26 protein-coding genes are annotated in these 24568 nt (G+C 69.3%); 14 read left to right on the top strand and 12 right to left on the bottom strand.

The genetic code is table 11. From position 1 onward, the window contains the following. Positions 1–29 precede the first annotated feature (29 nt). Positions 30–1646: an alanine/glycine:cation symporter family protein gene (locus SACGLDRAFT_RS20630; RefSeq protein ID WP_005466957.1), complete on the bottom strand. Its 1617-nt coding sequence runs from the start codon at positions 1644–1646 to the stop codon at positions 30–32. Positions 1647–1813: 167 nt separating this feature from the next. Between SACGLDRAFT_RS20630 and clpB the strand changes: the two genes are divergently transcribed. Then, positions 1814–4420 (top strand): ATP-dependent chaperone ClpB, encoded by a 2607-nt coding sequence (gene clpB, locus SACGLDRAFT_RS20625; protein ID WP_005466956.1) that lies wholly within the window; start codon positions 1814–1816, stop codon positions 4418–4420. Positions 4421–4500: 80 nt separating this feature from the next. Then, positions 4501–5220, top strand: a complete 720-nt coding sequence (locus tag SACGLDRAFT_RS20620; RefSeq protein WP_005466955.1) for a type III secretion system chaperone family protein — start codon at positions 4501–4503, stop codon at positions 5218–5220. Between the two features lie 26 nt (positions 5221–5246). Here the strand turns inward: SACGLDRAFT_RS20620 and SACGLDRAFT_RS20615 are convergent, their stop codons facing one another. Further along, a complete protein-coding gene (locus SACGLDRAFT_RS20615) occupies positions 5247–5654 on the bottom strand; it encodes a hypothetical protein (protein ID WP_005466954.1) in 408 nt (135 codons plus the stop codon). A gap of 99 nt (positions 5655–5753) precedes the next feature. Between SACGLDRAFT_RS20615 and SACGLDRAFT_RS20610 the strand changes: the two genes are divergently transcribed. From SACGLDRAFT_RS20610 to SACGLDRAFT_RS20595, 4 genes are all read left to right on the top strand, one after another. Then, a complete protein-coding gene (locus tag SACGLDRAFT_RS20610; RefSeq protein ID WP_005466953.1) occupies positions 5754–6521 on the top strand; it encodes an SDR family NAD(P)-dependent oxidoreductase in 768 nt (255 codons plus the stop codon). Between the two features lie 26 nt (positions 6522–6547). After that, positions 6548–7135 carry an orotate phosphoribosyltransferase gene (gene pyrE / locus SACGLDRAFT_RS20605; RefSeq protein WP_005466952.1) on the top strand — a complete coding sequence of 196 codons (588 nt, stop codon included), beginning with the start codon at positions 6548–6550 and terminating at the stop codon, positions 7133–7135. A gap of 110 nt (positions 7136–7245) precedes the next feature. Further along, positions 7246–7635, top strand: a complete 390-nt coding sequence (locus tag SACGLDRAFT_RS20600) for a DUF2784 domain-containing protein (protein WP_005466950.1) — start codon at positions 7246–7248, stop codon at positions 7633–7635. After that, positions 7632–8327, top strand: coding sequence for a TrmH family RNA methyltransferase (locus SACGLDRAFT_RS20595; RefSeq protein WP_005466949.1), 696 nt, complete (start codon positions 7632–7634; stop codon positions 8325–8327). Before SACGLDRAFT_RS20600 ends, SACGLDRAFT_RS20595 begins: the two co-directional genes overlap by 4 nt. Positions 8328–8562: 235 nt before the next feature. Here SACGLDRAFT_RS20595 and SACGLDRAFT_RS20590 read toward each other — a convergent pair whose 3' ends face one another. Beyond that, entirely contained in the window at positions 8563–9585 is a 1023-nt protein-coding gene (locus SACGLDRAFT_RS20590) for a LacI family DNA-binding transcriptional regulator (RefSeq protein ID WP_005466948.1), read from the bottom strand. 117 nt (positions 9586–9702) lie between these two features. On the opposite strand from SACGLDRAFT_RS20590, the gene SACGLDRAFT_RS20585 reads away from it, so the two are divergent. Both SACGLDRAFT_RS20585 and SACGLDRAFT_RS20580 read left to right on the top strand, forming a co-directional pair. Next, complete coding sequence (locus tag SACGLDRAFT_RS20585; RefSeq protein WP_005466947.1) at positions 9703–10578, top strand: PfkB family carbohydrate kinase; 876 nt, start codon at positions 9703–9705, stop codon at positions 10576–10578. Continuing rightward, positions 10575–11210 carry a nucleoside/nucleotide kinase family protein gene (locus SACGLDRAFT_RS20580; protein WP_005466946.1) on the top strand — a complete coding sequence of 212 codons (636 nt, stop codon included), beginning with the start codon at positions 10575–10577 and terminating at the stop codon, positions 11208–11210. The genes SACGLDRAFT_RS20585 and SACGLDRAFT_RS20580 overlap by 4 nt, the downstream gene beginning before the upstream one ends. A 25-nt stretch (positions 11211–11235) precedes the next feature. On the opposite strand, the gene SACGLDRAFT_RS20575 is transcribed toward SACGLDRAFT_RS20580, so the two are convergent. Further along, positions 11236–11907: a DedA family protein gene (locus SACGLDRAFT_RS20575; RefSeq protein WP_005466945.1), complete on the bottom strand. Its 672-nt coding sequence runs from the start codon at positions 11905–11907 to the stop codon at positions 11236–11238. A 151-nt stretch (positions 11908–12058) separates the two neighbouring features. Here SACGLDRAFT_RS20575 and SACGLDRAFT_RS20570 point away from each other — a divergent pair, with 151 nt between their 5' ends. After that, on the top strand, positions 12059–13444 hold the full coding sequence (locus tag SACGLDRAFT_RS20570; RefSeq protein ID WP_005466944.1) for an FAD-binding oxidoreductase: 1386 nt from the start codon (positions 12059–12061) through the stop codon (positions 13442–13444). 3 nt (positions 13445–13447) lie between these two features. On the opposite strand, the gene SACGLDRAFT_RS20565 is transcribed toward SACGLDRAFT_RS20570, so the two are convergent. The 3 genes from SACGLDRAFT_RS20565 to SACGLDRAFT_RS20555 all read right to left on the bottom strand — a co-directional run bounded on the left by SACGLDRAFT_RS20565 (position 13448) and on the right by SACGLDRAFT_RS20555 (position 15781). Then, a complete protein-coding gene (locus SACGLDRAFT_RS20565) occupies positions 13448–13804 on the bottom strand; it encodes a hypothetical protein (protein ID WP_005466943.1) in 357 nt (118 codons plus the stop codon). Positions 13805–13910: 106 nt separating this feature from the next. Continuing rightward, the gene (gene nagA, locus SACGLDRAFT_RS20560) at positions 13911–15080 is read right to left on the bottom strand and encodes an N-acetylglucosamine-6-phosphate deacetylase (protein ID WP_005466941.1); all 1170 of its coding nucleotides are present in this window, start codon (positions 15078–15080) and stop codon (positions 13911–13913) included. 65 nt (positions 15081–15145) lie between these two features. Next, positions 15146–15781, bottom strand: coding sequence for an RNA polymerase sigma factor (locus SACGLDRAFT_RS20555; protein WP_040919386.1), 636 nt, complete (start codon positions 15779–15781; stop codon positions 15146–15148). Positions 15782–15916: 135 nt separating this feature from the next. On the opposite strand from SACGLDRAFT_RS20555, the gene SACGLDRAFT_RS20550 reads away from it, so the two are divergent. Beyond that, the gene (locus SACGLDRAFT_RS20550) at positions 15917–16198 is read left to right on the top strand and encodes a YciI family protein (protein ID WP_005466938.1); all 282 of its coding nucleotides are present in this window, start codon (positions 15917–15919) and stop codon (positions 16196–16198) included. On the opposite strand, the gene SACGLDRAFT_RS20545 is transcribed toward SACGLDRAFT_RS20550, so the two are convergent. After that, the gene (locus SACGLDRAFT_RS20545; protein WP_005466937.1) at positions 16192–16695 is read right to left on the bottom strand and encodes a pyridoxamine 5'-phosphate oxidase family protein; all 504 of its coding nucleotides are present in this window, start codon (positions 16693–16695) and stop codon (positions 16192–16194) included. The genes SACGLDRAFT_RS20550 and SACGLDRAFT_RS20545 overlap by 7 nt on opposite strands. Positions 16696–16702: 7 nt before the next feature. After that, positions 16703–17620, bottom strand: a complete 918-nt coding sequence (locus tag SACGLDRAFT_RS20540) for an SDR family oxidoreductase (protein ID WP_005466936.1) — start codon at positions 17618–17620, stop codon at positions 16703–16705. Between the two features lie 118 nt (positions 17621–17738). On the opposite strand from SACGLDRAFT_RS20540, the gene SACGLDRAFT_RS20535 reads away from it, so the two are divergent. From SACGLDRAFT_RS20535 to SACGLDRAFT_RS20525, 3 genes are all read left to right on the top strand, one after another. Next, the gene (locus tag SACGLDRAFT_RS20535; RefSeq protein WP_005466935.1) at positions 17739–18590 is read left to right on the top strand and encodes an LLM class F420-dependent oxidoreductase; all 852 of its coding nucleotides are present in this window, start codon (positions 17739–17741) and stop codon (positions 18588–18590) included. A gap of 120 nt (positions 18591–18710) precedes the next feature. Continuing rightward, positions 18711–19739 (top strand): class II fructose-bisphosphate aldolase, encoded by a 1029-nt coding sequence (gene fbaA / locus SACGLDRAFT_RS20530; RefSeq protein WP_005466934.1) that lies wholly within the window; start codon positions 18711–18713, stop codon positions 19737–19739. A 50-nt stretch (positions 19740–19789) separates the two neighbouring features. Then, entirely contained in the window at positions 19790–20206 is a 417-nt protein-coding gene (locus SACGLDRAFT_RS20525) for a DUF3151 domain-containing protein (protein WP_040920236.1), read from the top strand. A gap of 76 nt (positions 20207–20282) precedes the next feature. Here SACGLDRAFT_RS20525 and SACGLDRAFT_RS20520 read toward each other — a convergent pair whose 3' ends face one another. The 3 genes from SACGLDRAFT_RS20520 to SACGLDRAFT_RS20510 form a co-directional block, all read right to left on the bottom strand. Continuing rightward, positions 20283–20966 (bottom strand): HNH endonuclease family protein, encoded by a 684-nt coding sequence (locus SACGLDRAFT_RS20520; RefSeq protein WP_005466932.1) that lies wholly within the window; start codon positions 20964–20966, stop codon positions 20283–20285. A gap of 108 nt (positions 20967–21074) precedes the next feature. Beyond that, positions 21075–22325, bottom strand: coding sequence for a lipase family protein (locus tag SACGLDRAFT_RS20515; protein WP_005466931.1), 1251 nt, complete (start codon positions 22323–22325; stop codon positions 21075–21077). Between the two features lie 140 nt (positions 22326–22465). Then, positions 22466–23116, bottom strand: coding sequence for a hypothetical protein (locus SACGLDRAFT_RS20510; RefSeq protein WP_005466930.1), 651 nt, complete (start codon positions 23114–23116; stop codon positions 22466–22468). Between the two features lie 92 nt (positions 23117–23208). On the opposite strand from SACGLDRAFT_RS20510, the gene SACGLDRAFT_RS20505 reads away from it, so the two are divergent. Then, positions 23209–24495 (top strand): adenylosuccinate synthase, encoded by a 1287-nt coding sequence (locus SACGLDRAFT_RS20505; RefSeq protein ID WP_005466928.1) that lies wholly within the window; start codon positions 23209–23211, stop codon positions 24493–24495. Positions 24496–24568 lie beyond the last annotated feature (73 nt).

The raw sequence follows: 24568 nt of genomic DNA, 5'->3' as shown, positions 1-24568 counted from the left end.
CGATCTCGTCAAGCTGGTAGCGGAGACCGTCAGCTCTCGACCTTCTCCGCTGCCGGCTCCTTGTCCAGCCTCCTCACCTCGCCCGAACGCAGTTTCGCGGCGAAGTCCTTGACCTCGTTGCGCACCACCGGCACCAGCAGGTACAGGCCGATGATGTTGAACAGGGCCAGCAGGAACAGCACGGCGTCGGCGAAGTCGAGCACGCTGCCCAGCGAGAGCACCGAGCCCGCGACCACGAACAGACAGAAGATCACCTGGTAGACGCGCTCGCTGAGGCGCGACTTGCCGAACAGGAACGACCACGCCTTCTGCCCGTAGTAGCCCCAGGTGATCAGCGTCGACAGGGCGAACAGCGCCACCGCCAGCGTCAGCACGTACGGGAACCAGGGCAGCACCGTCGCGAACGCCTCGGAGGTGATCGTGACGCCCTGTTCGTTGGTCGGCGGCTGGCCACCGGCGAACACGGTCGCCTTGGTGTCGAGCCACATCTGCGGCGAGGCGATGACGATGGTCAACGCCGTCATGGTGCAGACGACCACCGTGTCGATGAACGGCTCCAGCAGCGCGACGTAGCCCTCGGTGATGGGGTTCTTGGTCTTGACCGCGGAGTGCGCGATGGGCGCGGAGCCCAGGCCGGCTTCGTTGGAGAACGCCGAGCGCTGGAAACCGACGATCAGCGCGCCGATGGCGCCGCCGACGACGCCCTCGGGCGCGAACGCGCCGCCGATGATCTCCCCGAAGGCGGCGGGCACCTGGTCGATGTTGACGAAGATGACGAGGAGGCAGGCGGCTATGTAGACGATCGCCATCGCGGGCACGAGTCGACTCGTGACCGCGCCGATCGACTTGATGCCGCCGATGATCACCAGCCCGACCACGATCGCGAGGACGATGCCGAAGATCAGCGCCGCTCCCGGACCACCGAGGAAGCCGTCCTCGCCGCCGGTGACGTTGCGGAGCTGCGCGAACGTCTGGTTGGCCTGGAACATATTGCCGCCCGAGAGGGCGAAGAACAGCAGCCCGAGGGCGGCCAGCACCGCGAGCACCTTGCCCAGACCGGCGCCGAAGCCGCCGAGGCGTTCGGCGAGGCCCTTGCGCAGGTAGTACATCGGGCCGCCGGAGACTGTGCCGTCCTCGTGCACCTCGCGGTACTTCACACCCAGGGTGCACTCGACGAACTTCGTGCACATGCCGAGCAGGCCCGCGACGATCATCCAGAAGGTGGCGCCCGCGCCACCGATGGTGACCGCGACGGCGACACCGGCGATGTTGCCGAGGCCCACGGTGCCCGACAGGGCGGAGGCGAGGGCCTGGAAGTGGTTGATCTCGCCGGGGTCGGACTTGTCGGTGTACTTGCCACGCACGATGTCGATGGCGAGTTTGAATTTACGGAACTGGATGAAGCCGAAGTAGATCGTGAAGACGGTCGCGGCGAGGATCAGCCAGGCCACGATCCACGGGAACGAGATGCTCCCGACCGTGATCTCTCCGAAGACGAAGCCCGACAGTGCTTCGGTGAGCGGGTCGAAGATGTTGTTGATCGATTCCTCGATGGAGCCGAGGGTCCCCCCTTCGGCCGCGAGAACCGGAAGCCCTTCGTTGGCCTGTGGGCTCAACGAGGCGACGGCGCTGATAGTCACAGACATGGCCGGTAGTTGACCCCGAAAGAGTGGTCTGTGACAAGGGTAACAAGGAATCTGTTACCCGTTGTTACCGCCAAACTGCACGATCAGGGCTACTTGAGTGGAACAGACTCAACTTTCCTGACGTTAATGATGTCGAAGAGGGTGTTCATAGACATCAGAGGTGAGGGATGGACGCTTTCAACCCGACCACCAAGACGCAGCAGGCGATCTCGTCCGCGGCGCAGGCCGCCACGATGGCGGGCAACCCGGAGATCTCCCCCGCTCACCTGTTGGGTGCGCTGTTGTCCCAAAGTGACGGTCTGGCCTCCCCCCTGCTCGCGGCCGTGGGGGCGGATGCGAGCGTCGTCCGTAAGGAGTTGGAGCCGATCACGGCCAAGCTGCCCTCGGCGACGGGGGCCACCGTCTCGTCGCCGCAGCTCGACACCTACGCCGTGAAGTCGTTGACCCACGCCCAGAAGCTCGCCACCGAGTTGGGTGACGAGTACGTCTCCACCGAACACGTGCTCGTCGGTCTGGCCGCCGAGGGCGGTCCCGTGGCGAGTCTGCTGAAACGGCACGGAGCCACGCCGGAGGCACTGCGAGAGGCGTTCACCAAGGTCCGCGGTTCGGCGCGGGTGACGACCCCCGAGCCCGAGGGCACCTACAAGGCGCTGGAAAAGTACGGCGTCGACCTCACCGAGCGTGCCAGGGCCGGCGAGCTGGACCCCGTGATCGGCAGGGACGCCGAGATCCGTCGGGTCGTGCAGGTGCTGTCGCGGCGGACCAAGAACAACCCCGTGCTCATCGGGGAGCCCGGCGTCGGCAAGACCGCGATCGTGGAGGGGCTGGCCCAGCGCATCGTCGCGGGCGACGTGCCCGAGTCACTGCGGGGCAAGCGCGTGGTGTCCCTGGACATCGGCTCGATGGTGGCGGGTGCCAAGTACCGCGGTGAGTTCGAGGAACGGTTGAAGGCGGTTCTCAAGGAGATCAAGGAGTCGGACGGCCAGGTCGTCACCTTCATCGACGAGCTGCACACGATCGTCGGTGCGGGCGCGGCCGGAGGCGGCGACTCCTCGCTCGACGCGGGCAACATGATCAAACCGATGCTGGCGCGCGGTGAACTGCGCATGGTCGGTGCCACGACGCTCGACGAGTACCGCCAGCACATCGAGAAGGACGCCGCGCTGGAACGGCGCTTCCAGCAGGTGTTCGTGGGTGAGCCGTCCGTGGAGGACGCCGTGGGAATCCTGCGGGGCCTCAAGGAGCGGTACGAGGTCCACCACGGTGTTCGCATCACCGACGCGGCACTGGTGGCGGCGGCCACCCTGTCCGACCGCTACATCACGGCCCGGTTCCTGCCCGACAAGGCCATCGACCTCATCGACGAGGCGGCCTCCCGCCTGCGCATGGAGATCGACTCGCGCCCCGTGGAGATCGACGAGGTCGAACGCGCGGTGCGGCGCATGGAGATCGAGGAGATGGCGCTGTCCAAGGAGGACGACCCCGCCTCGCGGGAACGCCTGGAGGCGTTGCGCGCCGAGTTGGCCGAACGGCGTGAGGAGTTGAACGCGCTGACCGCGCGGTGGCAGAACGAGAAGGGCTCCATCGAACGCGTCCGCGAGCTGAAGGAGCAGCTGGAGCAACTTCGCGGGGAGGCCGACCGGGCCGAACGCGACGCCGACCTCGGTCGGGCCGCCGAGCTGCGGTACGGCCGGATCCCGGCGCTGGAGAAGGAACTGGAGCAGGCCACTCGCGCCACCGAGGAGAAGGCCGCCGACGTGATGCTCAAGGAGGAGGTCGGTGCCGACGACGTGGCCGACGTGGTGAGCGCCTGGACCGGAATCCCCGCCGGTCGGCTCCTGGAGGGCGAAAGCGGCAAGCTGCTGCGGATGGAGGAGGAGCTCACCCGGCGCGTGGTCGGTCAACCCGACGCCGTGCGGGTGGTGTCCGACGCGGTGCGGCGTGCCCGCGCGGGAGTGGCCGACCCGGACCGGCCCACGGGGTCGTTCTTGTTCCTCGGCCCGACGGGCGTCGGCAAGACCGAGCTGGCGAAGGCGCTCGCGGAATTCCTCTTCGACGACGAGCGGGCCATCCTGCGCATCGACATGAGCGAGTACAGCGAGAAGCACTCGGTGGCTCGGCTCGTGGGCGCGCCCCCCGGTTACGTGGGCTACGACCAGGGTGGACAGCTCACCGAGTCGGTTCGGCGGCGCCCGTACTCGGTGGTGCTGCTCGACGAGGTCGAAAAAGCCCACCCGGACGTGTTCGACGTGTTGTTGCAGGTGCTCGACGACGGCAGGCTCACCGACGGCCAGGGCCGCACGGTGGACTTCCGCAACACCATCCTGGTGCTGACCTCGAACCTCGGTTCGCAGGCCATCGCCGACCCGACGCTGTCGGAGTCCCAGCGCAAGGACTCGGTCATGGCCGTGGTACAGCAGCACTTCAAGCCGGAGTTCCTCAACCGGCTCGACGACATCGTCGTGTTCGGCGCGCTCGACACCGAGCAGCTCGGCGCGATCGTGGACATCCAGGTGGAGCGGCTCGCCAAGCGGTTGTCGCAGCGGAGGCTCACGCTTGAGGTCACGCCCGCCGCGCGGGAGTGGCTGGCGATCAACGGGTACGACCCGATCTACGGCGCCCGGCCGCTGCGCAGGCTGGTGCAGTCGGCGATCGGCGACCAACTGGCGAAGAAACTGCTGGCGGGGGAGATCCACGACGGCGACCGGGTGCGGGTCGACACGCCTGCGCTCGAAACCGCCGACGACGTGTTGCTCGTCTCCCGCGTCGAATGATCGAAAATGCTCCGAACGAGTAAGTCCGACACGGCCCGCTGATCTTGGTCGGCGGGCCGTGACGGCTACCCTGTATCGCCGTGGGTATTCCAGCGTGGATCTGGTTTGTCATCGCCGCCGTCGCCGCGGTGGCCGGGCTCGCCCTGTTGACCGCCGACCGGGCACGGGAGAGTTCACGTAACCGCGAGCGCGCACGCTGGGCGGAGCTGCGGGGCTGGCAGTACGTCGAGGAGGACGAGCGCCTGCCTCGCCAGTGGACGGGTGGCGCGATCGGCTACTTCGGCGCGGAGAGCGCCGTGAACGTCGTCGCGGGTTCCACGTTCACCTCCGACGGCCGTCGTCCGGTGTTCGTGTTCGACATCGAGGCCGACAACGTCATTCCCGCTGTCATCGTGGCCGTGCGCTGCAACCGGGTGCATCCGGTGCTGCTGGAGCTGTGGCTGGCGAGCGTGCCGTTCCAGCGGGCGGAGATGCCGGAGTTGCTGGGGCCGGTGGGTCAGCGGTACGCGTTCGCCGACGACCTCACCGCGGCACGCGCGCTGATCAGCCAGGACCTCGTGGACGCCGCGGACGCGTTGGGCGGAGACGTCGGCGTGGCGTGGCTGGAGGGCGAGTGGGTGCTCGCCAGCGTCGCGCCGAACGTGGGTCCGTCGCGGTTGGAGCGCCTGCTGCGGGACCTCGGCGAGATCGCCGACATCGTGGACCCGTTCGACGACGAGGTGGTGCGACCACCCCTGGCGAGCGGGGTGTCGAAGGGCTCGGCCACCGACGCCTCGGCCGAGGAAGGTCTGGGGGACTAAGCGCGGCGACCGGGGCTTGGTGTCCTTCAGCCGAGTTCGAGCGTGCCGGAGAGGTGGACGCGGTCGTCGAACGGCGGTTCGGGGCCGCCGTCGGCCTGTGGTCGCGGTAGCGGCTCGATCGCCGTGGGCGGTTCCTCCGTGCGGGACTGGTCGATGGGCTCGTGCCACGAGCCGTCGTGCGCGGTGAGGCCGGGGTCGAGGTCCGTCCCGGACAGGTCCAGCGTGCCGGTGAAACGACCCCCGTCCTGGATCGAGAGTTCCCGGTAGATCAGGGTGTGCTCCACGGGCTGGGAGCCCGCGGCGAAACCCTCGGCGTAGGAGTGTTCGTCGAGGTCGGGGCTCGGCGGCCTTCCCGGATCACTGGTGTCGGCGGCGTCCAGAGCCGCTGTGAAGCCGCGAACGAACGACAGGTAGTCGATGTCACCGTTGCCCATGTGGCTTCATTCCTCTACCGGGCCAGCCCCGCGGTCACTTCGGTCGAAAGATACTGCCTGCCGTCCCCGGCATGATCTCCAGGGCGGTACTTTCGGCTCATGCCAGTCGCATTGATCACGGGAGCGACCGCCGGAATCGGGGCGGCGTTCGCGAGCAAACTCGCCTCGCAAGGGTACGACCTCGTGCTGGTCGCGCGTGACGAACGCAGGCTGGCCGAACGGGCACGGAGCCTCCGCGACGCTCACGGCGTCGAGGTGGAGGTCCTGCCCGCCGACCTGTCGACGCGCGACGGGATGGCCGTGGTGGAGCGGCGGCTGAGTGACCCCGGCGTGCACATGCTCGTCAACAACGCCGGGCTCGGGCTTGCGGGGGAGCTCTGGACCGCCTCGATGGAGCAGTTGCAACATCAGCTCGACGTCAACGTGACGGCCGTCCTCCGGCTCACGAGGGCGGCGCTGCCCGCGATGCGGGAGCGGGGTTCGGGCGCGATCGTCAACATCTCCAGCGTGGCCGGGTTCTTCTCCGGCCGGGGCTCCACCTACACGGCGAGCAAGGCGTGGGTGACCTCGTTCTCCGACGGTCTCGCCTCGGCGCTGCACGGCTCCGGGGTGCGCGTGCTGGCGGTCTGCCCCGGTTTCACCCACACCGAGTTTCACGAGCGCGCGGGGTTGGAGAAGAGCGGGCCGAGGGCGTTCTGGCTGTCGCCCGAGCGGGTGGTGGACGAGGCTCTCGCCGACCTGCGGCGAGGCCGGGTGATCTCGGTGCCGAGCAAGCGCTACAAGGTCGTGGTGGCCGTCGGTCGGTTGTTGCCCAGGGAACTTGTGCGCAGGCTCGGCGCGCGTTTCGGCGGACGCGACCGCACCTGAGGCGGGTCTCGCGCGGAAAACCGGCCGTGTCAGACTTGGTGCCCGTGGCGAACCCTTCCCCTTCACTCGACCAAGAGGCCAAGATCGAACTGGCTCGACTGGTCACCGAGCTCTGCGTGGTACACGGCAAGGTCACCCTGGCGTCCGGGGTCGAGGCCGACTACTACGTCGATCTGCGTCGTGCCACGTTGCATCACAGGGCGGCTCCGCTGATCGGCAAGCTGCTGCGGCAGCTGACGGCGGACTGGGACTACGTGGCCGTGGGTGGTCTCACTCTGGGGGCCGACCCCGTGGCCACCGCCATGCTGCACTCGGCCGCTTCCGACGGTGTGGTCCTCGATGCGTTCGTGGTGCGTAAATCGCTCAAGGAACACGGGATGCAACGCCGCATCGAAGGCATGGAGGTGGCCGGCCAGCGCGTGCTCGCGGTCGAGGACACCTCGACCACCGGCGGCAGCGTGCTCACGGCCGTCGACGCGCTGCACGAGGCCGGGGCCACCGTCGTCGGCGTGGCCACCGTGGTGGACCGGGCCACGGGGGCCAAGGAGAGGATCGAGGCTCGCGGCCTGCCCTATCGGTACCTGCTCGACCTCGACGATCTCGGTCTCAGCTGAGACAGACTGAGAAGAAACGCCCGTCGTTTTCAGCTTCGTAGTGGGGCCACCTGTCCGTTTCGGAGTACCGTTGCCCTTGATCGGGGGGAGTCGACACGGACAGGTGGCCGATGCTGGGGTTTTTGACGACGCTGACGACGGGAGTCCATTTCCTGGCCCTGCTCTACATCGGTCTCGGCGGATTCCTCGCGTGGTACTGGCCTAAATCGATCTTCATCCACATCTTCTTCGCCTTGTGGGGCGTGGCGGTGAACGTGCTGCCGCTGTCGTGCCCGTTGACGGAATTGGAGGACTACCTGCGAGGACTACGGGGGATGGGGCCATTGCCGGGCGGGTTCAACGAGTACTACATCTACGACACGTTGTTCCCCCGCGAGGTGCTGCCCGTGGTCGGCGTGGGGGCGTTGGCGCTCGTGGTGTTCTCCTACGTGGGTGCCTACGTACGTTGGCGGGCCCGCGATGCCTCCCGGTCGTCGGACGCGAGCACAATGGCGGGGTGAACGGCCGGACGACCCAGGAAGCGACGACACCGCAGGAGAGCTCCGCGGAGGCGGTGGGCCCCACGGAGTGGACCCATCGGGACGAGGTCGGCGTCGGGCCGTGGGAGGGACCGTGGCCCACGGACGACCGTTATGACCCCGAGCTGCTGGAACACGGTGACCGTCGCAACGTCGTCGACTTCTACCGCTACTGGCGGCGCGAGGCGATTGTGGAGCACATGGATGCGCGCAGGCATCCCTTCCACGTCGCGATCGAGAACTTCCAACACGACCACAACATCGGCACGGTGGTCCGCACGGCCAACGCGTTCGCCGCGAAGGCGGTGCACATCGTGGGCAAGCGCCGGTGGAACCGCCGGGGCGCGATGGTCACCGATCGCTACCAGCACTTGCAGCACCACGCGGACGTCGCCGGACTCGTGCGGTTCGCGGACGAGCACGGGTTGACGGTCGTGGCGGTGGACAACGTTCCGGGGTCGGAGCCCGTCGAGACCGTGCGGTTGCCGAGGGAGTGCGTGCTGCTGTTCGGGCAAGAGGGGCCGGGACTGTCCGAGGATGCAAAGCGTGCCGCGTCGCTGGTGGTGTCGATCGCGCAGTTCGGAACCACGCGTTCGATCAACGCGGGGGTGGCCGCGGGCATCGTCATGCACACCTGGGTACGGCAGCACGCCGATCTCTCGACGGCGTGGTGAAGACTTCCCGCCGGGCACGGGCGCGCCCGGCGGGTTCGGCAGGAAACCGGTCCCGTCCGGCTTTCGGACATGGTCCGCCGCCTCGTACTCGCCTCCTCGCGAGCGAGGAGGCGCCCGTGGACACCGGCGAGGAGCTCAGGAGTCGTCGGCCGGGGTTCGGTGGAGCTGAGGTACCGCCGAGTCAACCGCTACGGCCATCTCGTCGGCGCGGCTCTGCGCCGGACGTCGTGAGCCGCTACTTCCAGAGCTTGCAGCCGCAGGACTCGCGGTGGCACAGCGTCGGCGGCAGCCGAACGGTCTCGGGCGGGCGGTCGGGGTCCCGTAACCGGTTCAGCAGCAGCCGCACCGCCGCCCGGCCGATCTCGGCCACGGGCTGTGCCATGGTCGTCAGCGGGGGCTCGACGAGTTCGGCCCACTCGGGATCGTCGTAGCCGACGACCGCGAGGTCGGTGCCGATGCGCAGGTTCCGACGCCTGGCTTCGTGCAGGACGCCGACCATCATGGCGTCGTTGGCCACGACCACGGCCGTGACCGGGTCCTCCAGGTCCAGCAGTCGCGCGAGCGCGTCGGCGCCCCGTTGGCGTTCGGAATGCCCGCAGGCCACGAGTTCGGCGTTCCACGGCAGGCCGGCCCTGCCGAGACCGAGGCGGTAGCCGAGAGTCCGTTCCTCACTGGTCGCGAGTCCCTCGGCGCCGCTGACGAGACCGATGCGGCGGTGGCCGTGCGCGGCGAGATGCTCGGTGAGCGCCGAGGTGGCCTGGATGTTCTCCGCTCCCACCTGGTCGTGGTCGCTTCGGGGACTGAGCCGGTCGACCAGCACGGTGGGGATGCCCACGGACCTCAGCTCGGACAGCACCGACTTGTCGCCCGGTACCGGAGTCAGCAGCAGGCCTTCCACCCGGCGGGCGCGCAGAGCCCGCACGATGTCCTGCTCCGTCTCCACGGTGTCGTGGGTGTCGGACAGCAACACGGTGTATCCGGCGGCCGCGGCCTCCCGTTCGATGGCCTGGATGAGGGTGGCGAAGTACGGGTTGGCCAACAGTGAGATCGCCACCCCGATCGAGCGCGTGCCGCCCGTGACGAGGGAGCGGGCGATGACGTCACCGGTGTAGCCGGTGCGGGCGATGGCGTCCAGCACGGCCGCTCGGGTCTCCGGGGCCACGGGTCGGGTGCCGTTGACCACGTGCGAGACCGTGGTGATGGAGACACCGGCCAGCTCGGCGATGTCGCGCTGAGTGGGTCTTCGGGACGGCGGCATGGTTCGCTCCTCCCAGGTGTCGGCTTGCGCCGCCAAGCGTTTGCGCAAACGCTTGCAGGCGAGCATAACCCTTGCTTACCGTGCGTGGCAGAACATGAAGCGGGAGGTCATTCGACGGTGAGCGTGCTGCTGGCGGGTCTGTGCACCGTCGATCTCGTGCAGCGCGTGGAGCGGTTGCCCGCACCAGGGGAGAAGGTGCAGTCCAGTGGCGTCTCGGTCGCCGCGGGTGGCCCCGCGACCGGCGCCGCGGTCACCGTCGCCGCGCTCGGCGAGGAGGCGTTGCTGCTCACGGTGCTCGGCCGTCACCCCCTCGCCGACCTCGCCCGCGCCGATCTCGCCGAATGCGGGGTCACCGTGCTCGACGTGCTGCCCGACTGGGAGCAGCCGCCGCCGCTCAGCGCGGTGGCCGTGCGCGAGCACGACGGCGAGCGCACCGTCGTCTCGCACAACGCCGCCGCCGTGGCCGCGGCGGCTCCGGAGGCGCTCGCCGGTTTCGACGCCGCCGCCTGCGACGCCGTGCTGGGAGACCGCAGGCCCACGGCCGTCCTGGTCGACGGGCACCACGATCGGCTCGCCCTCGCCGCGGCATCATGGGCGAAGGCGCAGGATCTCCCCGTCGTGGTGGACGCGGGGAGCTGGAAGCCCGTGTTCGCCGAGGTGTTCGGCCTCGCCGACGTGGTGGCGTGTTCGGCTCGGTTCACGGCTCCGGAGGGCATGCTCGACCGGGTCGGGGTCGTGATCACCACTGCGGGTCCGGACCCGGTCCGTTGGCGTGGTCCGGAGGGCGGCGGTGAGGTCGCCGTGCCGTCCGTGGACGCGCGGGACACCCTGGGGGCGGGAGACGTGTGGCACGGTGCCTTCGTGTCCCGCGTCGGGCGTTCCGACATCGACGAGGCGATCGAGTTCGCCAATGCCGTGGCCTCGGAGCGGGTCCGGCATGTGGGTCCCCGAAGCTGGCTCGGCCCGCTCCGGGCGATGATGGGAGAGAGATGACGTCGTTCGACGAACTGCTGGACCGCGCGCAGGCGCTGGCCAATCGGGGAAAGCGCACGCTGTTGGGTATCGCGGGTGCTCCGGCCTCGGGCAAGACCACCCTGGCGTGGCGGCTGGCCGACGCGCTGGGCGCGCAGGCCGCCGTCGTGGGCATGGACGGGTTCCACCTCGCCCAGGTGGAGTTGAACCGGCTCGGCCGTGCCGACCGCAAGGGCGCCCCGGACACGTTCGACGCCTACGGCTACGTGCATCTCGTGCGACGGCTCGCCGCCGGCGAGGAACAGGTGTACGCGCCGGAGTTCCGCAGGGAGATCGAGGAGCCCATCGCCGGTGCCGTGCCGGTGTCGCCCAACGTCCGCCTCGTGATCACCGAGGGGAACTACCTGCTGCTCGACACCGAGCCGTGGAACGAGTTGCGTTCGCTGCTCGACGAGGTGTGGTTCCTCGAACCGGACGAGGACGATCGGCTCGCCAGGCTGGTCACCCGGCACCGCAAGTTCGGTCGGTCCCTTGTGGAGGCTCAGCAGCGCGCCCGTGGTTCCGACCAGCGCAACGCCGACCTCATCGCGCCGACGGCGCAGCGGGCCGATCTCGTGATCAAGGACATGGAGCTGCCGTACTTCGCCGTGTGAACGCCCGTGTCGGAGGCGCCCGCCGTCAGGTGCTGGCCGCCTCCGACCGCTCCTCCACCGGCTTGCGCATCTCCTGGCGATAGCGCCACGCGCCGTAGGCGGTGCCGATGACGAAGAACGCGACACTGCCCCACACCAGGACCGTGTTGAGCCATGGGATCGAGGCCAGCAGGCCCGCGGCGTAGAAACCGACCAGCACGAGTGTGGGCACCCACAGGATCGCGCCCGCCGTGGTGGCGAGCATGAATCGGCGCGAGTTCATGCCCGCCGCGCCGGCGACGAGCGGAGCCAGGGTGCGGACCCAGGGAATCCACCGGGCCGCCACGATGGCGAGGAATCCCCTGCGGTCGAGGAACGCCTTGGCGCGGTCGAGGTTGTGCTGGTTGAGCACCCTGCCGCCTCTGCGGGCGATGAACCGGGTCCCGGTCTGCCTGCCGACGTAGTAACCGATCTGGTTGCCGACGACGGCGGTGACGAGCGCGGCAAGCGAGAGCGCCCACGCCTGGATCTCGGCCCCGTGTTGGGCGAGTACCACACCCGCCGCGAACAGCAGGGAATCTCCCGGTAGGAAGAGCCCGACGATCAGTGCGCACTCGATGAACACGAAGCTGAGGACGACGACCCACACCAAAAGCGGGCCTGCTGTCGCCAACCAGTCGAGTCCGACCGCCGTGGCTTCGGCGTTCACAGCATTCACGTCGGCAGCGTACGTGTTGCCCGAACACGACGGTGAAAGCCGCCGGAATCGATACCGGAATCGCGTTCGAACGGCCACGCAGAGACGTCGTCGGGCGACGTTCCGGGTCGGGGCTGTCAGATATTCACCGGTCGGGGGTTAGCGTTAGTGCATGAGCAACGCCCTTCTCGATCGGCTGCGTGCCGAACTCGGTGGCGACGCCGTGGTGACGGACCCCGATGTCACGGCGACCTACTCCCGCGACCAGATGCCCCTCGCCCCCTCGGGCACACCCCTGGCCGTGGTGTCGCCCGAGGACACCGAGGGAGTTCGCGCCGCCGTCCGCGCGTGCGCCGAGGCCGGGGTGCCGGTGGTGCCCAGGGGTGCGGGCAGTGGGCTGTCCGGGGCCGCCAACGCCGTCGACGGCTGCGTCGTGCTCGTCACCACCAAGCTCGACCGGATCGTCGAGATCGACCCGGACAACCGGCTCGCCGTCGTGCAACCGGGGGTGGTGAACCAGACCCTGCGCGACGCCGTGGCGAAACACGGGCTGTTCTACCCGCCCGACCCGTCGAGCTACGACTGGTGCACGATCGGCGGCAACCTCGCCACCAACGCGGGCGGCCTGTGCTGCGTGAAGTACGGCGTCACGGCCGACTTCGTGCTGGGGCTGGAGGTCGTCCTCGCCGACGGTTCGGTGCTGCGCACCGGCAGGCGCACGGTGAAGGGTGTCGCGGGCTACGACCTCACCCGGTTGTTCGTGGGCAGCGAGGGCACGCTCGGGGTCATCACCGAGGCCACGCTCTCGTTGCGCCCGTTGCCGGAGGCACCCGCCACGTTGGTGGCCGCGTTCCCGTCGGCGCCCGCCGCGGGCACGGCCGTCAGCCGGATCGTGCGCGAGGGGGTGGTGCCGTCGTTGATGGAGATCATGGACACGGCGACGATCGACGCCGTGCAGGACTACCTGCGCACCGATCTGGGCACCGGTTCCGACCGCGGGACGCTGCTGCTGTGCCAGTCCGACGCGGGGGGCACGCGGGCCTCCGCCGAGCTGGCCGCGATCGAACGCCTCTGCCGCGACGCGGGCGCCGAGATGACCTACCACACCGACGACCCGGTCGAGGGCGACCTGCTCATGCGAGCCCGCAGGGTGGCGCTCACGGCGTTGGAGAGCAGGGGCTCGTGCATGACCGACGACGTGTGCGTGCCGAGGACGCGTATCGCCGAGCTCATCACCGGATGCGAGCGCATCGCCGACGACGTGGGGCTCACCGTGGCGGTGGTGGGTCACGCGGGCGACGGCAACATGCATCCCACCGTGGTCTACGACGCCTCCGCGGAGGGCGAGTTCGACCGGGCCAAGCGCGCGTTCGACGCGATCCTCGACCTCGGCCTCTCGCTCGGCGGCACGGTGACCGGCGAGCACGGTGTCGGCAAGTTCAAGCAGGAGTGGCTGGCCAAGGAGATCGGTTCCGTCGGCCTCGACGTCCATCGGCGCATCAAGCGGGCGCTCGACCCGGACAACCTGTTCAACCCCGGATCGATGTTCTCGCTCTGACACTCACAGCACCGTCAGCAGACCGATCACCGAGCCCACGGCCATGCCGAGCGAGGCGGCGAGAAGGAGTACCCAGGGCGCGGCCAACGGTTCGGACTCGAGCCGGTGGCTGCCCTTGGGGCGCGGCTCCATGACGGGTTTCGTGGGGTGCGAGTCCAGTGCCGCGTCCTCGTTCCCGGAGAGCAACCCGTAGCCGCCGGGGAGATCGACGGCGTTCGCCGGACGCCCGGCAGGCGTGCTCGACCGCGCGGACGGCGTCGGTTGTGCGGGCTGGGCGGGCGGCGTCGTGGGTGGTGCCGGTGCGTACCGCGCCTGCGCGCGCAACGCCTCCGCAAGCAGGCGCTCCGGGTCGTCGCTCATCGTTATTCAGCGTAGTCCCGTGACGGGGTGTCGACCGGGCCCCCACGTCGTTGTCGCGTTCGGTGAGTGACGGTGTCGGGGGAATACGACTTCCCCGACGTTTTGGTCAGGGCCGCGTGGGCGGTCGTCCGAGCCACGAGCCGTGCCGGAGCACTCCCGCGACCCGCAGGTCTTCGTCGAGCACCACCACGTCGGCCAGCAGACCGGGGCGTAGCGAGCCCGTCTCCGCGTCGATGCCCAGCAGCTGCGCGGGTCGCGTGGCCGTCGCGGCGACGGCGTCGGCGACGTCGAGTCCGGCACCGTGGACGAGGTTGCGGAACGCGGCGTCCATGGTGAGCGTGCTGCCCGCGAGCGAGCCGCTGTCGGGCAGGGTCGCCACGCCGTCGGTGACCCGCACTTCGAGATTGCCGAGCCGGTACATCCCGTCGGCGACGTTGGTGGCCGCCATCGCGTCGGTGACCAGCACGGTCCTGTCCCGCCCCGCGTGCCGGGCCGCGAGCCGCAGCACGTCGGGATGGACGTGCACGAGGTCGCAAATCAGTTCGACGGTGACCCGCTCGTCGTCGAGCAGCGCTCCCACCGGGCCCGGTTCCCTGTGGTGGAGGGGACGCATGCCGTTGAACAGGTGGGTGGCCACCGTCGCGCCCGCGTCCACGGCCGCCTTCACCTGCTCGGCGACCGCGTCGGTGTGTCCGATCGCCGCGATCACACCCGACTCGGCGAGCTGGCGGATGGCCTTGATGCCGCCCGCGAGTTCCGGTGCGAGGGTGACCATGCGGATGGTCCCCCGACCGGCCTCCAGCAACGCACCGACGACTTCGGTGTCGGGTTCACGCAGCACGGCGGGGTCGTGGGCTCCGCACCGCGCTCGGGAGATGAACGGCCCCTCCAGGTGCACGCCGACGAGTTCTCCATCGGCGACCAGGTCGGTGAGCGCGGCGAGCTGGGAGGTGAGTTCCTCGGGGGGCGCCGACACGAGGCTCGCCACGAGGCTGGTGGTGCCGTGCCTTCGATGGGTGGCGATCGCCGTGGCGGCTTGGTCGGCGTCGGCGCTGGTGAACGACCCCCCGCCGCCCCCGTGGCAGTGGATGTCGACGAATCCGGGCACCACGTGCGCGCCGGAGAGGTCGAGGTGCGTACCCGCCGGAGGCGTTCCGGTACCCACCGCGCCGATCCGCTCGCCCGAGACCGCGAGCCAGCCGGGTTCGAGCGTTCCGTCGGGGCAGTGGATGCGGCCGCCGGTGAGGACGAGGTCGTAGGTGCCGTTCACGATCACATCTTATTGGTCCAGACCAGAACGGGCCATCGCCCACGGAGTGACGCCGCTTGCGTTCGTCGCCTTCAGCGCCCCCTCGGACGGTGGTCGTCGTTCATCGCGCGTTGCAGTGCTTCGAGCGCACGACTCGCCGTGGATTTCACGGTTCCCCTCGAAATACCCGCGGCTTCCGAGATCTCCGCCTCGGACAGGCCGCCGTAGTAGCGCAGTACCAGAACCTCACGCTGCCTCGGAGGCAACTTCGACAGCGCGGTCACGACCGCCTGGTGCTCGGTGGACAGCATGGCGAGACTCTCGGCCGACCGAGCGTTCACCGCGTGTGGCGGAACGTAGTCCCGAGCCGTCTTACGCCTGCGCAGCACGCTGCGAGAGCCGTTGACGACCGCGGTCCGCAGGTACGACACCGCCGCGGCGGCGTCCCGCAACTTTCCCCAGTTGCGGTGCAGCCCGGTGAACGCCTCCTGCACCACGTCCTCGGCCGTGGCCGGTTCGTCCACCAGGAGGATCGCCAGGCGCACGAGCCGCATTCGATGCTGCCGGTAGAGGTCTTCGAGGGTGAGGGGCCCCGAGGGCTGCACCCGTTGTACGGGCGCGTCCAACGTGCGCAGGTGGGAAAGGGTGCGCTCGACACTGCGTTCGACACCGCGCTCCACCCCGCGCGCCACACCGCGGTGGCGCGTCGGCTCGGCGCTGCCGTGCATCCGAAACCTGCCCATCCTCGACGACTGCTCCTGCGCAAGAGCGTATCGGCTGCCGACTCCCCGGCCCAACGTACTGGCGAAGCCGGAGGGAGGTCGGTACTCCCGGCGTCGGCGAGTGACCCGTAGCGTGTGGTCATGGCTTGGTTCGTGGTGGAACAGACGTACGTGCCGGAGAAGTTCGCCGCCGTGCGGCCCCGGCACCGGGAGTACCTGTCGTCCCTGGTGGCCGAGGGCACGGTGGCCGTCGCGGGTCCCGTGGACGGCGACACGGGCGGTCTGGTGATCTACCGGGCGAACGACCGGGAGGAACTGCGGAAGATCCTCGACGCCGACCCGTACTACGTGGAGGGCGCCATCTCGGAGCGCACGGTCCGGGAGTTCACCCCCGTGCTCGGAGCCTGGCTGAAGGATCAGTAGCCGCCGCCGAGCTTGGTGTGGTCCCAGCTCACGATCCGCGTGGGCGTGAACACGAGTCCCACGCGCTTGGGAGCCTGGGCGGCGACGAGCTCCCGCACGGCGCTCGCGGCCACGCCGGGGGTGCGAGCCGTGGCGAGTTCGACGCCGATGCTCGTGACCTCGGCGAGGTCGGTGACGAGTTCGACGTCGCACTCCAGAGACACGCCGCGGAGCTCGTCGTAGGTCCGCCCCGACTCCACCAGAAGGGTGGCACGCGGGTCGCGGCGCAGGTTCACGGCCTTCTGCGACCGCGCGTAGGTCCAGGAGGCCAACCGCAGCGGCGGGGTGGCGGCGGGATCGGCGTCGCGCACGACGTACCACAGCGGCACGAGGTGGGGCCTGCCGTTCGGGCCCAGCGTCGCGACGGCGACCGAGGTGTCGGCGGCTCGGGCCACGACGTAGCGCACGAGTGCGTCGGCGTCCATACGGATCGCGTCGCGACGTGGCGACCGGGACATCGCGGCCCTACCTACGGGCGGCCTCGGTGGCGGCCCGGCCGCCGTGCCCGGTGATCGACGCCTCCTTGGCGCCCCGGCGAGCGATGTCCTCCAGGGCCGCCTTGTCCGCTCGGGGGACCCGAGAGCGCGAGCCGAGTTCGATGAGAGGTGGCAGGAACGCCCGCAACAGCTTCACCGCACCGACCCACCGCGGCACGTGGATCGTGCGAGCCCGCCTCCTGACACCCGCCTGGAGGTGGTCGAGCGCGAAGTCGAGCGGGTAGGTCTTGCCGGTGGGGCCGGGCATCGAGCCGCGCAGCTTGCCGAACACGGGGTGCGCGTCGGCGCTGTCGACGAGGTCGGTCTTGATCCAGGTCGGGTGCGCGACGCCGACCTTGACACCCAGGTGCGCCACCTCCGCGCGCAGGCTGTTGCAGAACGCCTCGACACCGGCTTTCGCCGCCGCGTAGTTGGCCATGCCGGGCGCGTGGGTGATGGCGGCCAACGACGAGATCGCGAGCAGGTAGCCCTTGCGTTCGATGACGTGCGGGAGCGTGACCCGGAACGTCCGCCAGACGCCCAACAGGTCGACCTCGAAGACCCGTTCGAACGCCTCGGGGTCCACGGAGCGGACGAAGCCCGTGGTGGCGATGCCCGCGTTGGCGATGACGACGTCGATGCCGCCGAAGTGCTCGACGACGCCGTCCACCGCGCTCTGCAGTGCCTTCCAGTCGGTGACGTCGGCCTCCCACGAGCGGGCGGCGCTGCCGATGCGCGCGGCCACCCGTTCCTGCTCCTCGGGCTCCAGACCCACGAGGGCGACCTTCGCGCCGTCGGCGGCGAGTCGTTCCGCGAGGCCCGCGCCGATTCCCCTGGCCGCACCCGTGATGAGCACGACCTTGTTGCGCACGTTCCTCGTGATCCACCAGGTGGGCAGCGACGCCATCGGGTGCCTCCAGGGGTTGCCGTTCCGCACGAACGCCTCGCAACTTACTCGAAGTAGGCTACTCCGCGGTAGGTGCAACCGAGGAATGATCACATCCGGACGCGTCGTTACCGGGAGCATGACAGTCAACCTGGGTTCGATCGGCGTCTGGCACGTCCGGCCGTATCTCGACACCAAGCTCGCGGTCGAGTTGGAGGAGCTGGGCTACGGCGCGCTGTGGCTCGGGGGCTCGCCCCCGGCCGACCTGGCCGCCGTCGAGGAGCTGCTCGACGCCACCGAGCGCATCGCCGTGGCGACCGGCATCGTCAACATGTGGCAGGCCGACCCGGTGGAGGTCGCTCGCTCCTACCACCGCATCGAGGCCAAGCACCCCGGCCGCTTCCTGCTGGGCGTGGGCGTCGGCCACCGCGAGGCCACGCAGGAGTACGAGAAGCCCTACGACAAGATCGTCTCCTACCTCGACGCCCTCGACGCCGAAGGCGTGCCGCGGCACGCTCTCGCGCTCGCCGCGCTGGGGCCGAAGGTGCTGCGGCTCGCGGCCGAGCGCACGGCGGGGGCGCACCCGTACCTGACCACGCCCGAGCACACCCGCCGGGCCCGCGAGATCCTCGGCTACGGCGTGCTGCTCGCACCCGAGCAGAAGGTGGTGGTCGACCCCGATCCCGAGCGGGCTCGGGCGAGCGCTCGCCCGATGGTCTCGCACTACCTCGGGCTGAGGAACTACGTCAGCAACCTCCGCAGGCTCGGGTGGACCGACGCCGACTTCGCCGACGGCGGCAGCGACGCGCTCGTCGACCAGCTCGCCGTGCACGGCGACGCCGCCACCGTCGTGCGGGGCGTGCGCGCGCACCTCGACGCGGGAGCCGATCACGTGTGCGTCCAAGTGCTCCCGCACGAGGGTGACCTCCTGGCGGGTTACCGCGCGATCGCCGAGGCCGCGGGGTTGATCGATAAGGGTGTGAACGGGTAACGCGGCTCACCGCGCGACGGCGTCGTGGCTCGTAGGATGCGGGCGAGAGGGTGCCCCGCGCACGACCGGCTCGTGCGCGGGCCACCGTCCCGCAAGCGCCCGTTCCCGAGGAGGACAACGATGCCCATCGCCACACCCGAGGTCTATGCCGAGATGCTGGACCGGGCCAAGGCGAACGAGTTCGCGTACCCGGCGATCAACGTGACCTCGTCCGAGACTCTCAACGCCGCGCTGCGGGGCTTCGCCGAGGCCGAAAGCGACGGGATCATCCAGATCTCCACCGGCGGCGCCGAGTTCGCGTCGGGCCAGAAGGTGAAGGACATGGTGACCGGTGCCCGCGCGCTCGCCGAGTTCGCGCACGTCGTCGCCGAGAAGTACCCGGTGAACGTCGCCCTGCACACCGATCACTGCCCCAAGGAGAAGCTCGACGGGTTCGTCAACCCGCTGATCGAGATCTCCAAGGAGCGCGTCCAGCGGGGCGAGAACCCGCTGTTCCAGTCGCACATGTGGGACGGCTCGGCCATCGACCTCGACGAGAACCTCAAGATCGCCGCCGAGCTGCTCGAACGCGCCGCCGACGCGAAGATCATCCTCGAGGTCGAGATCGGCGTCGTCGGTGGCGAGGAGGACGGCGTCTCCAACGAGATCAACGAGAAGCTCTACACCGCCGAGGGCGACTTTCTGAAGACCGTCGAGGCGCTCGGCGCGGGTGAGAAGGGGCGTTACCTGCTCGCGGCCACCTTCGGCAACGTCCACGGCGCCTATAAGCCCGGTGCGGTGAAGCTGCGTCCCGACGTACTCAAGCGGGGCCAGGCCGTGGCCGCCGAGAAGCTCGGCCTGCCCGAGGGTTCGAAGCCGTTCGAGCTGGTCTTCCACGGTGGTTCGGGCTCCCTGTTGGAGGAGATCCACGAGGCCGTGTCGTACGGCGTCGTGAAGATGAACATCGACACCGACACCCAGTACGCCTTCACCCGACCGGTGGCCGCGCACATGTTCACCAACTACGACGGTGTACTCAAGGTGGACGGCGAGGTCGGCAACAAGAAGACCTACGACCCGCGCAGCTACCTGAAGAAGGCCGAGGAGTCGATGGCCGCCCGTGTGGTGCAGGCCGCCGAGCACCTCAAGTCGGCGGGCCGCAAGCTCTGACGTCGCGTCGCTCGTGAGGTGGGCCGTGCGTCATGGCGCACAATGACGTCATGACGCACGGCAACCTCCTCGAACCCGATCCCACCCGGCTCCCCGAGCGCCCCGAGGCGCAGGCCGCGCTCGACTCGGCCACCGATCCGGCCGACGTCGCAGCCGAGTACCCGGACTTCAGCGAGGCGTGGGCCGCGCTGGCGGAGCGGGCGCTGGCGGCCGGCGAGGTCGTCACCGCTTACGCCTACGCGCGCACCGGCTACCACCGCGGGCTCGACCAGTTGCGGAAGGCGGGTTGGAGGGGCTCCGGTCCGGTGCCGTGGTCGCACCGTCCCAACCAGGGCTTCCTGCGTTCGCTGGCGGCTCTCGCCCGCGCTGCGAAGCGCATCGGCGAGACCGACGAGTGGCAGCGGTGCTCGACGTTCATCGCCGACTGCGACCCCGAAGCGGCGAAGGCCACCGGCCTGGCCGAGTAACCGTGTCCGCAGCCTGTGCACGCGTGTCCGCAAGTTATGCACGCGTGTCCGCAGGCTGCGTACGCGTGTCCGCGGCTCAACAGCGGTCGAGCATCTCCTCCAGCGCGGCCACCTCGTCCTCCTCCACCGTCAGCTCCCAGGTGTGTTTCACGTCGATCCAGTGGATCGCGTAGGTGCACCAGTAGCTTTCCAGCGGCGGCTTCCAGTCCTCGGGAGCTTTGTCCCCTTTGGCCTGGTTGACGTTGTCGGTGACGGCGAGCAGGTTCACGCCGTCGAGGTCGTTGGCGAACTGTTCGCGCTCTTCGTCGGTCCAAAGGGCCGCGCCGGAGCGCCACGCCTCGGCCAGTGGCACCACGTGGTCGATGTCGAGGTCCGCCGGGTCGGTCCAGGTCTCACCGTCGTAGGGGCTCGTCCAGGACCCCGAGATCGGGCGACATTTCTCGTCCACCTTCACGTCGGTGCCGTCGCGCTGGAGCACCACCTCGCGGGTATTGCAGCTGTTCCCCTGGTTGCTCCAGTGCGGGAACCGGTCGCGGTCGTAGCCGTCCATGCTGCCGTCCGGGGCCACGACGAGTTCGGCGAGCTGCTTGCGAGCCTTCTCCTCGTCGGCGGAGGCGGACTGGCTGATCGTTGATTGCTTCGGGGCGGTCGAGGCGGCCTCGCCGCCCGCCTCGGCACCGCTCCGGACCGCGGAGCAGCCACCCAGCAGAAGGACACCCGCTGTGATCGAAATAACACGGAGAGTGTTCGATGAAGTCACGCGTCGACTGTGACCGATATGGGTGAACAGTTCAATACGTTCGGTTGACGTCACACAAGAAGACCAGTGGGGGCCTTCCGACCGGAAGGCCCCCACGTGATCATCGGGTCACTGGCCGAGCAGGCTGCCGCAGGTGTTCTTCGGTGCCTTGCCGTTGATCATCCCGGACAACCAGGCCACCGCCTGTGGGTAGGCGCGCAGCATGCCGCCGATGTGGGACGGCACGTACGACGTGGTGAACTCCACCGTCCCGCCGCGTTCGCACCAGTCCACCGCCATCTGCCGGCCCTGGTCGTAGGGCACGATGTCGTCCAGCCTGCTGTGGAGCACGAACACGGGCACGTCGGGCGCGCGCTCACCGATGCGCTGCTCCGCCACCACGGAGACGTACGGCTCCTCGTCGAGGTACTCCTCCAGCGCCCTGCCGTCCTTGGTCAGGTTGGAGGTCCGCATGAACGCGTACTTGAGGATCGCGTCCTCCGTGCAGGCGTCGGCGATCTCGTCCAGCAGCTGCCTGCCCCGGTCGTTCACGACCTCGTCGAGGTCCACCTTGTCGGGGTAGGCGGCTTCGAGGCTCAACAGCGAGAACCCGAGGAATCCGGCCGCGTAGTGGCTGTCGAGCACGGGCGCGACCTCCGCGAGGTTCGCCGGGGGTGCGCCGGCGTAGGCGCCCTTGACGTCGAGCTCGGGCGCGTACTCGTCGACGAGTTCGGCCGCCGCGGCGGACGCGCCACCGCCCTGCGAGTAACCGGCGAGCACCACCGGGCTGTCGGCGGACAGGCCGGCCTCCGGCACCTGCTGGGCCGCCTTCGCGGCGTCCAGCACCGCGTGTGCCTCGGCGGCGCGGTTGACGTAGGTGTGCATGCCGGGGGTGCCGAGGCCTTCGTAGTCGGTCACCACCACGGCGTAGCCGAGCGCGAGCAGCCCCGAGACGAAGGGGCCCTCGTACTCCAGCCCCAGCGCCAGCTTCTTCGACGGGGCGCAGTCGTCGCCGACGCCCTGGGTGCCCGGCGCGTAGCTGACCAGGGGGCGGGCGCCGTCGCCTCGCCACTCGCGCTCGGGCACCAGCAGCGTGCCCGTCACGGCGTTCGGCTCGCCGTGGGTGTCACTGCTGCGGTACATCAGCCGATAGACGTCGGCGTTTGGCTTGATGAGCTTGAGCGGATCGAGGTAGAACTCGCCCTCCTCGTACTTGAGCACGTCCCCCGGCTCGCCCGGAATCGGCGACGGTGGCGTGTAGAAGTCGTCGAGGGGTGCTGGATCGGCGTACGCGGTGTGACCCGCGACCGCCACGGTGAGTCCCGTCACCGTGGCCGCCAACGTGGCAAGGAAACGTCGACTCCGACCGGGTGGACGCATGGGCGCTCCCTGTGAATTTTCGACAACACTGTCCCCGGTCGGATTCTGTTGGGACAACGGGCGTTGTCAATGTGGGGACGAAGTATTCCGTTACCAGCTATGAAGCCGCCCCCACGGTTTGCTCACCGCATGACAAAAAATCACGGACGGACAAGCCGCAGATCCTGCGTGTGTCGATACCAGGTCCAGCGTTCCATCGAGCGTGGGTGGGGCACGCCGTCCGAGACGGGCACCACCGGGTCGCAGCCGAGCTGGAACGCGCGGCCCTCGTAGATCGTCCGGCGGCGCCGCAGTCGTCCTCGAGTCACGGTGACCACCAGCCCCGCCGGTCCGGCGTGGACTTCGAGCGACCGCGCGTCCCCGCGCAGCGCCACGGTGTCGTCGCAGTAGCCGATGCCCCGTACGGGAGCGATCACACCGCGTCCCACGAGCACGCCGCCCACGTCGTCGCGCACCAGCGGTACCGGGCGGTCCTCGCCGTTCAGCGCGAGGTCGAGCGCCTTCGCCGGGTCGGTCGGCAGGCCCCACAGCTCCGCCACCGCCGACTTCCGGTCGGTCGGCACGAACCCCACGGTGGTGGCCGGAAGCAGGTCCTTACGCAGCAGCCGCAACACGACCGCGGCCAGGTCGGCGTCCGTTCCCGCCACGACGACGGCCTCGCCGAGCAGCGGGTCCACGTCCTGCTTGCCGGGGCGTGCGGGCAGCTTCTCGATCTTGACGTCGGTTCGCGTCGGGCCCACGCCCGTTAGCGAATCAGCCGCGTTTCCGCAAGCCAACACCAGTCCACTCACGCCGTGCTCCTCGGTTAGGCTCATGCACCGGCATCTTGATGCGTGTCATCCGTCCCGCTCGACGGTCAGACCTCGAATACCAGGAGTGTTACATGCCGGCCATCGTGCTCGTCGGAGCCCAGTGGGGTGACGAAGGCAAGGGCAAGGCCACCGACCTGCTCGGCGACCGCGTTCAGTGGGTCGTCCGCTACCAGGGCGGCAACAACGCCGGCCACACGGTGGTCCTTCCGAACGGCCAGGACTTCGCGTTACACCTCATTCCGTCCGGCATCCTCACCCCCGGTGTCACGAACGTGATCGGTAACGGCGTGGTGGTGGACCCCGGGGTGCTGCTGGACGAGCTGGCCGGTCTGGAAGCGCGTGGGGTCGACACGTCGAAGCTGTTGATCTCCGCCGACGCGCACCTGATCATGCCGTACCACGTGGCCATCGACAAGGTCACCGAGCGTTACCTCGGCAAGAAGAAGATCGGCACCACCGGTCGCGGCATCGGCCCCTGCTACCAGGACAAGATCGCCAGGGTCGGCGTGCGGGTGCAGGACCTGCTCGACGAGAGCATCCTCCGGCAGAAGGTCGAGGCCGCGCTGGAGTACAAGAACCAGGTCCTGGTCAAGGTCTACAACCGTAAGGCGCTCGACCCGAACGAGGTCGCCGACACCGTGCTCGCGCAGGGCGAGAAGTTCGCCCACCGCATCGCCGACACACGGCTCGAACTGAACAAGGCGCTGGAGCGCGGGGAGACCGTGCTGCTGGAGGGCTCCCAGGGCACCCTGCTCGACGTCGACCACGGCACCTACCCGTTCGTCACCTCGTCCAACCCGACGGCGGGCGGCGCGAGCGCCGGTTCGGGTATCGGACCGGGCCGCATCACCACGGTGCTGGGAATCCTCAAGGCGTACACGACCAGGGTCGGGTCGGGACCGTTCCCCACCGAGCTGCACGACGAGGCGGGGGAGAACCTCCGCAAGGCCGGTGGTGAGTTCGGCGTCACCACGGGACGGTCGCGGCGCACCGGCTGGTTCGACGCGGTCATCGGCCGCTACGCCGTGCGGGTCAACGGCATCACCGACTACTTCCTCACCAAGCTCGACGTGTTGTCGGGGCTGGACCGGGTGCCGGTGTGCGTGGCCTACGAGGTGGACGGCGAACGTGTCGAGGACATGCCGATGACTCAGACCGGTGTCCACCACGCGAAGCCGATCTACGAGGAGCTGCCCGGTTGGCGGGAGGACATCAGCGGCTGCCGCTCCTTCGACGAGCTGCCCGCCAACGCGCGGGCGTACGTGGAGCGGCTGGAGGAGCTGATGGGCGCGCGGATCTCGGCCATCGGTGTCGGCCCCGGCCGGGAACAGACGATCGTGCGCCACGAATTCGCCTAGCCGTCCTGCGGACACGCCGCCGCCGCGGCGTGTCCGCAGGTTGTGCACGCGTGTCCGCAGGTTGTGCACGCGT

Source organism: Saccharomonospora glauca K62 (assembly GCF_000243395.2).
Classification (GTDB): domain Bacteria; phylum Actinomycetota; class Actinomycetes; order Mycobacteriales; family Pseudonocardiaceae; genus Saccharomonospora; species Saccharomonospora glauca.
This window is presented reverse-complemented; position numbering and strand designations above follow the sequence as displayed.

Bases quoted from the DNA above. Each gene is read 5' to 3' on its own strand.
- SACGLDRAFT_RS20630 (WP_005466957.1), bottom strand. From the start codon at position 1,646: ATGTCTGTGACTATCAGCGCCGTCGCCTCGTTGAGCCCACAGGCCAAC.
- clpB (WP_005466956.1), top strand. From the start codon at position 1,814: ATGGACGCTTTCAACCCGACCACCAAGACGCAGCAGGCGATCTCGTCC.
- SACGLDRAFT_RS20615 (WP_005466954.1), bottom strand. From the start codon at position 5,654: ATGGGCAACGGTGACATCGACTACCTGTCGTTCGTTCGCGGCTTCACA.
- SACGLDRAFT_RS20610 (WP_005466953.1), top strand. From the start codon at position 5,754: ATGCCAGTCGCATTGATCACGGGAGCGACCGCCGGAATCGGGGCGGCG.
- SACGLDRAFT_RS20600 (WP_005466950.1), top strand. From the start codon at position 7,246: ATGCTGGGGTTTTTGACGACGCTGACGACGGGAGTCCATTTCCTGGCC.
- SACGLDRAFT_RS20590 (WP_005466948.1), bottom strand. From the start codon at position 9,585: ATGCCGCCGTCCCGAAGACCCACTCAGCGCGACATCGCCGAGCTGGCC.
- SACGLDRAFT_RS20580 (WP_005466946.1), top strand. From the start codon at position 10,575: ATGACGTCGTTCGACGAACTGCTGGACCGCGCGCAGGCGCTGGCCAAT.
- SACGLDRAFT_RS20570 (WP_005466944.1), top strand. From the start codon at position 12,059: ATGAGCAACGCCCTTCTCGATCGGCTGCGTGCCGAACTCGGTGGCGAC.
- SACGLDRAFT_RS20565 (WP_005466943.1), bottom strand. From the start codon at position 13,804: ATGAGCGACGACCCGGAGCGCCTGCTTGCGGAGGCGTTGCGCGCGCAG.
- SACGLDRAFT_RS20555 (WP_040919386.1), bottom strand. From the start codon at position 15,781: ATGCACGGCAGCGCCGAGCCGACGCGCCACCGCGGTGTGGCGCGCGGG.
- SACGLDRAFT_RS20550 (WP_005466938.1), top strand. From the start codon at position 15,917: ATGGCTTGGTTCGTGGTGGAACAGACGTACGTGCCGGAGAAGTTCGCC.
- SACGLDRAFT_RS20545 (WP_005466937.1), bottom strand. From the start codon at position 16,695: ATGTCCCGGTCGCCACGTCGCGACGCGATCCGTATGGACGCCGACGCA.
- SACGLDRAFT_RS20540 (WP_005466936.1), bottom strand. From the start codon at position 17,620: ATGGCGTCGCTGCCCACCTGGTGGATCACGAGGAACGTGCGCAACAAG.
- SACGLDRAFT_RS20535 (WP_005466935.1), top strand. From the start codon at position 17,739: ATGACAGTCAACCTGGGTTCGATCGGCGTCTGGCACGTCCGGCCGTAT.
- fbaA (WP_005466934.1), top strand. From the start codon at position 18,711: ATGCCCATCGCCACACCCGAGGTCTATGCCGAGATGCTGGACCGGGCC.
- SACGLDRAFT_RS20525 (WP_040920236.1), top strand. From the start codon at position 19,790: ATGACGCACGGCAACCTCCTCGAACCCGATCCCACCCGGCTCCCCGAG.
- SACGLDRAFT_RS20515 (WP_005466931.1), bottom strand. From the start codon at position 22,325: ATGCGTCCACCCGGTCGGAGTCGACGTTTCCTTGCCACGTTGGCGGCC.
- SACGLDRAFT_RS20505 (WP_005466928.1), top strand. From the start codon at position 23,209: ATGCCGGCCATCGTGCTCGTCGGAGCCCAGTGGGGTGACGAAGGCAAG.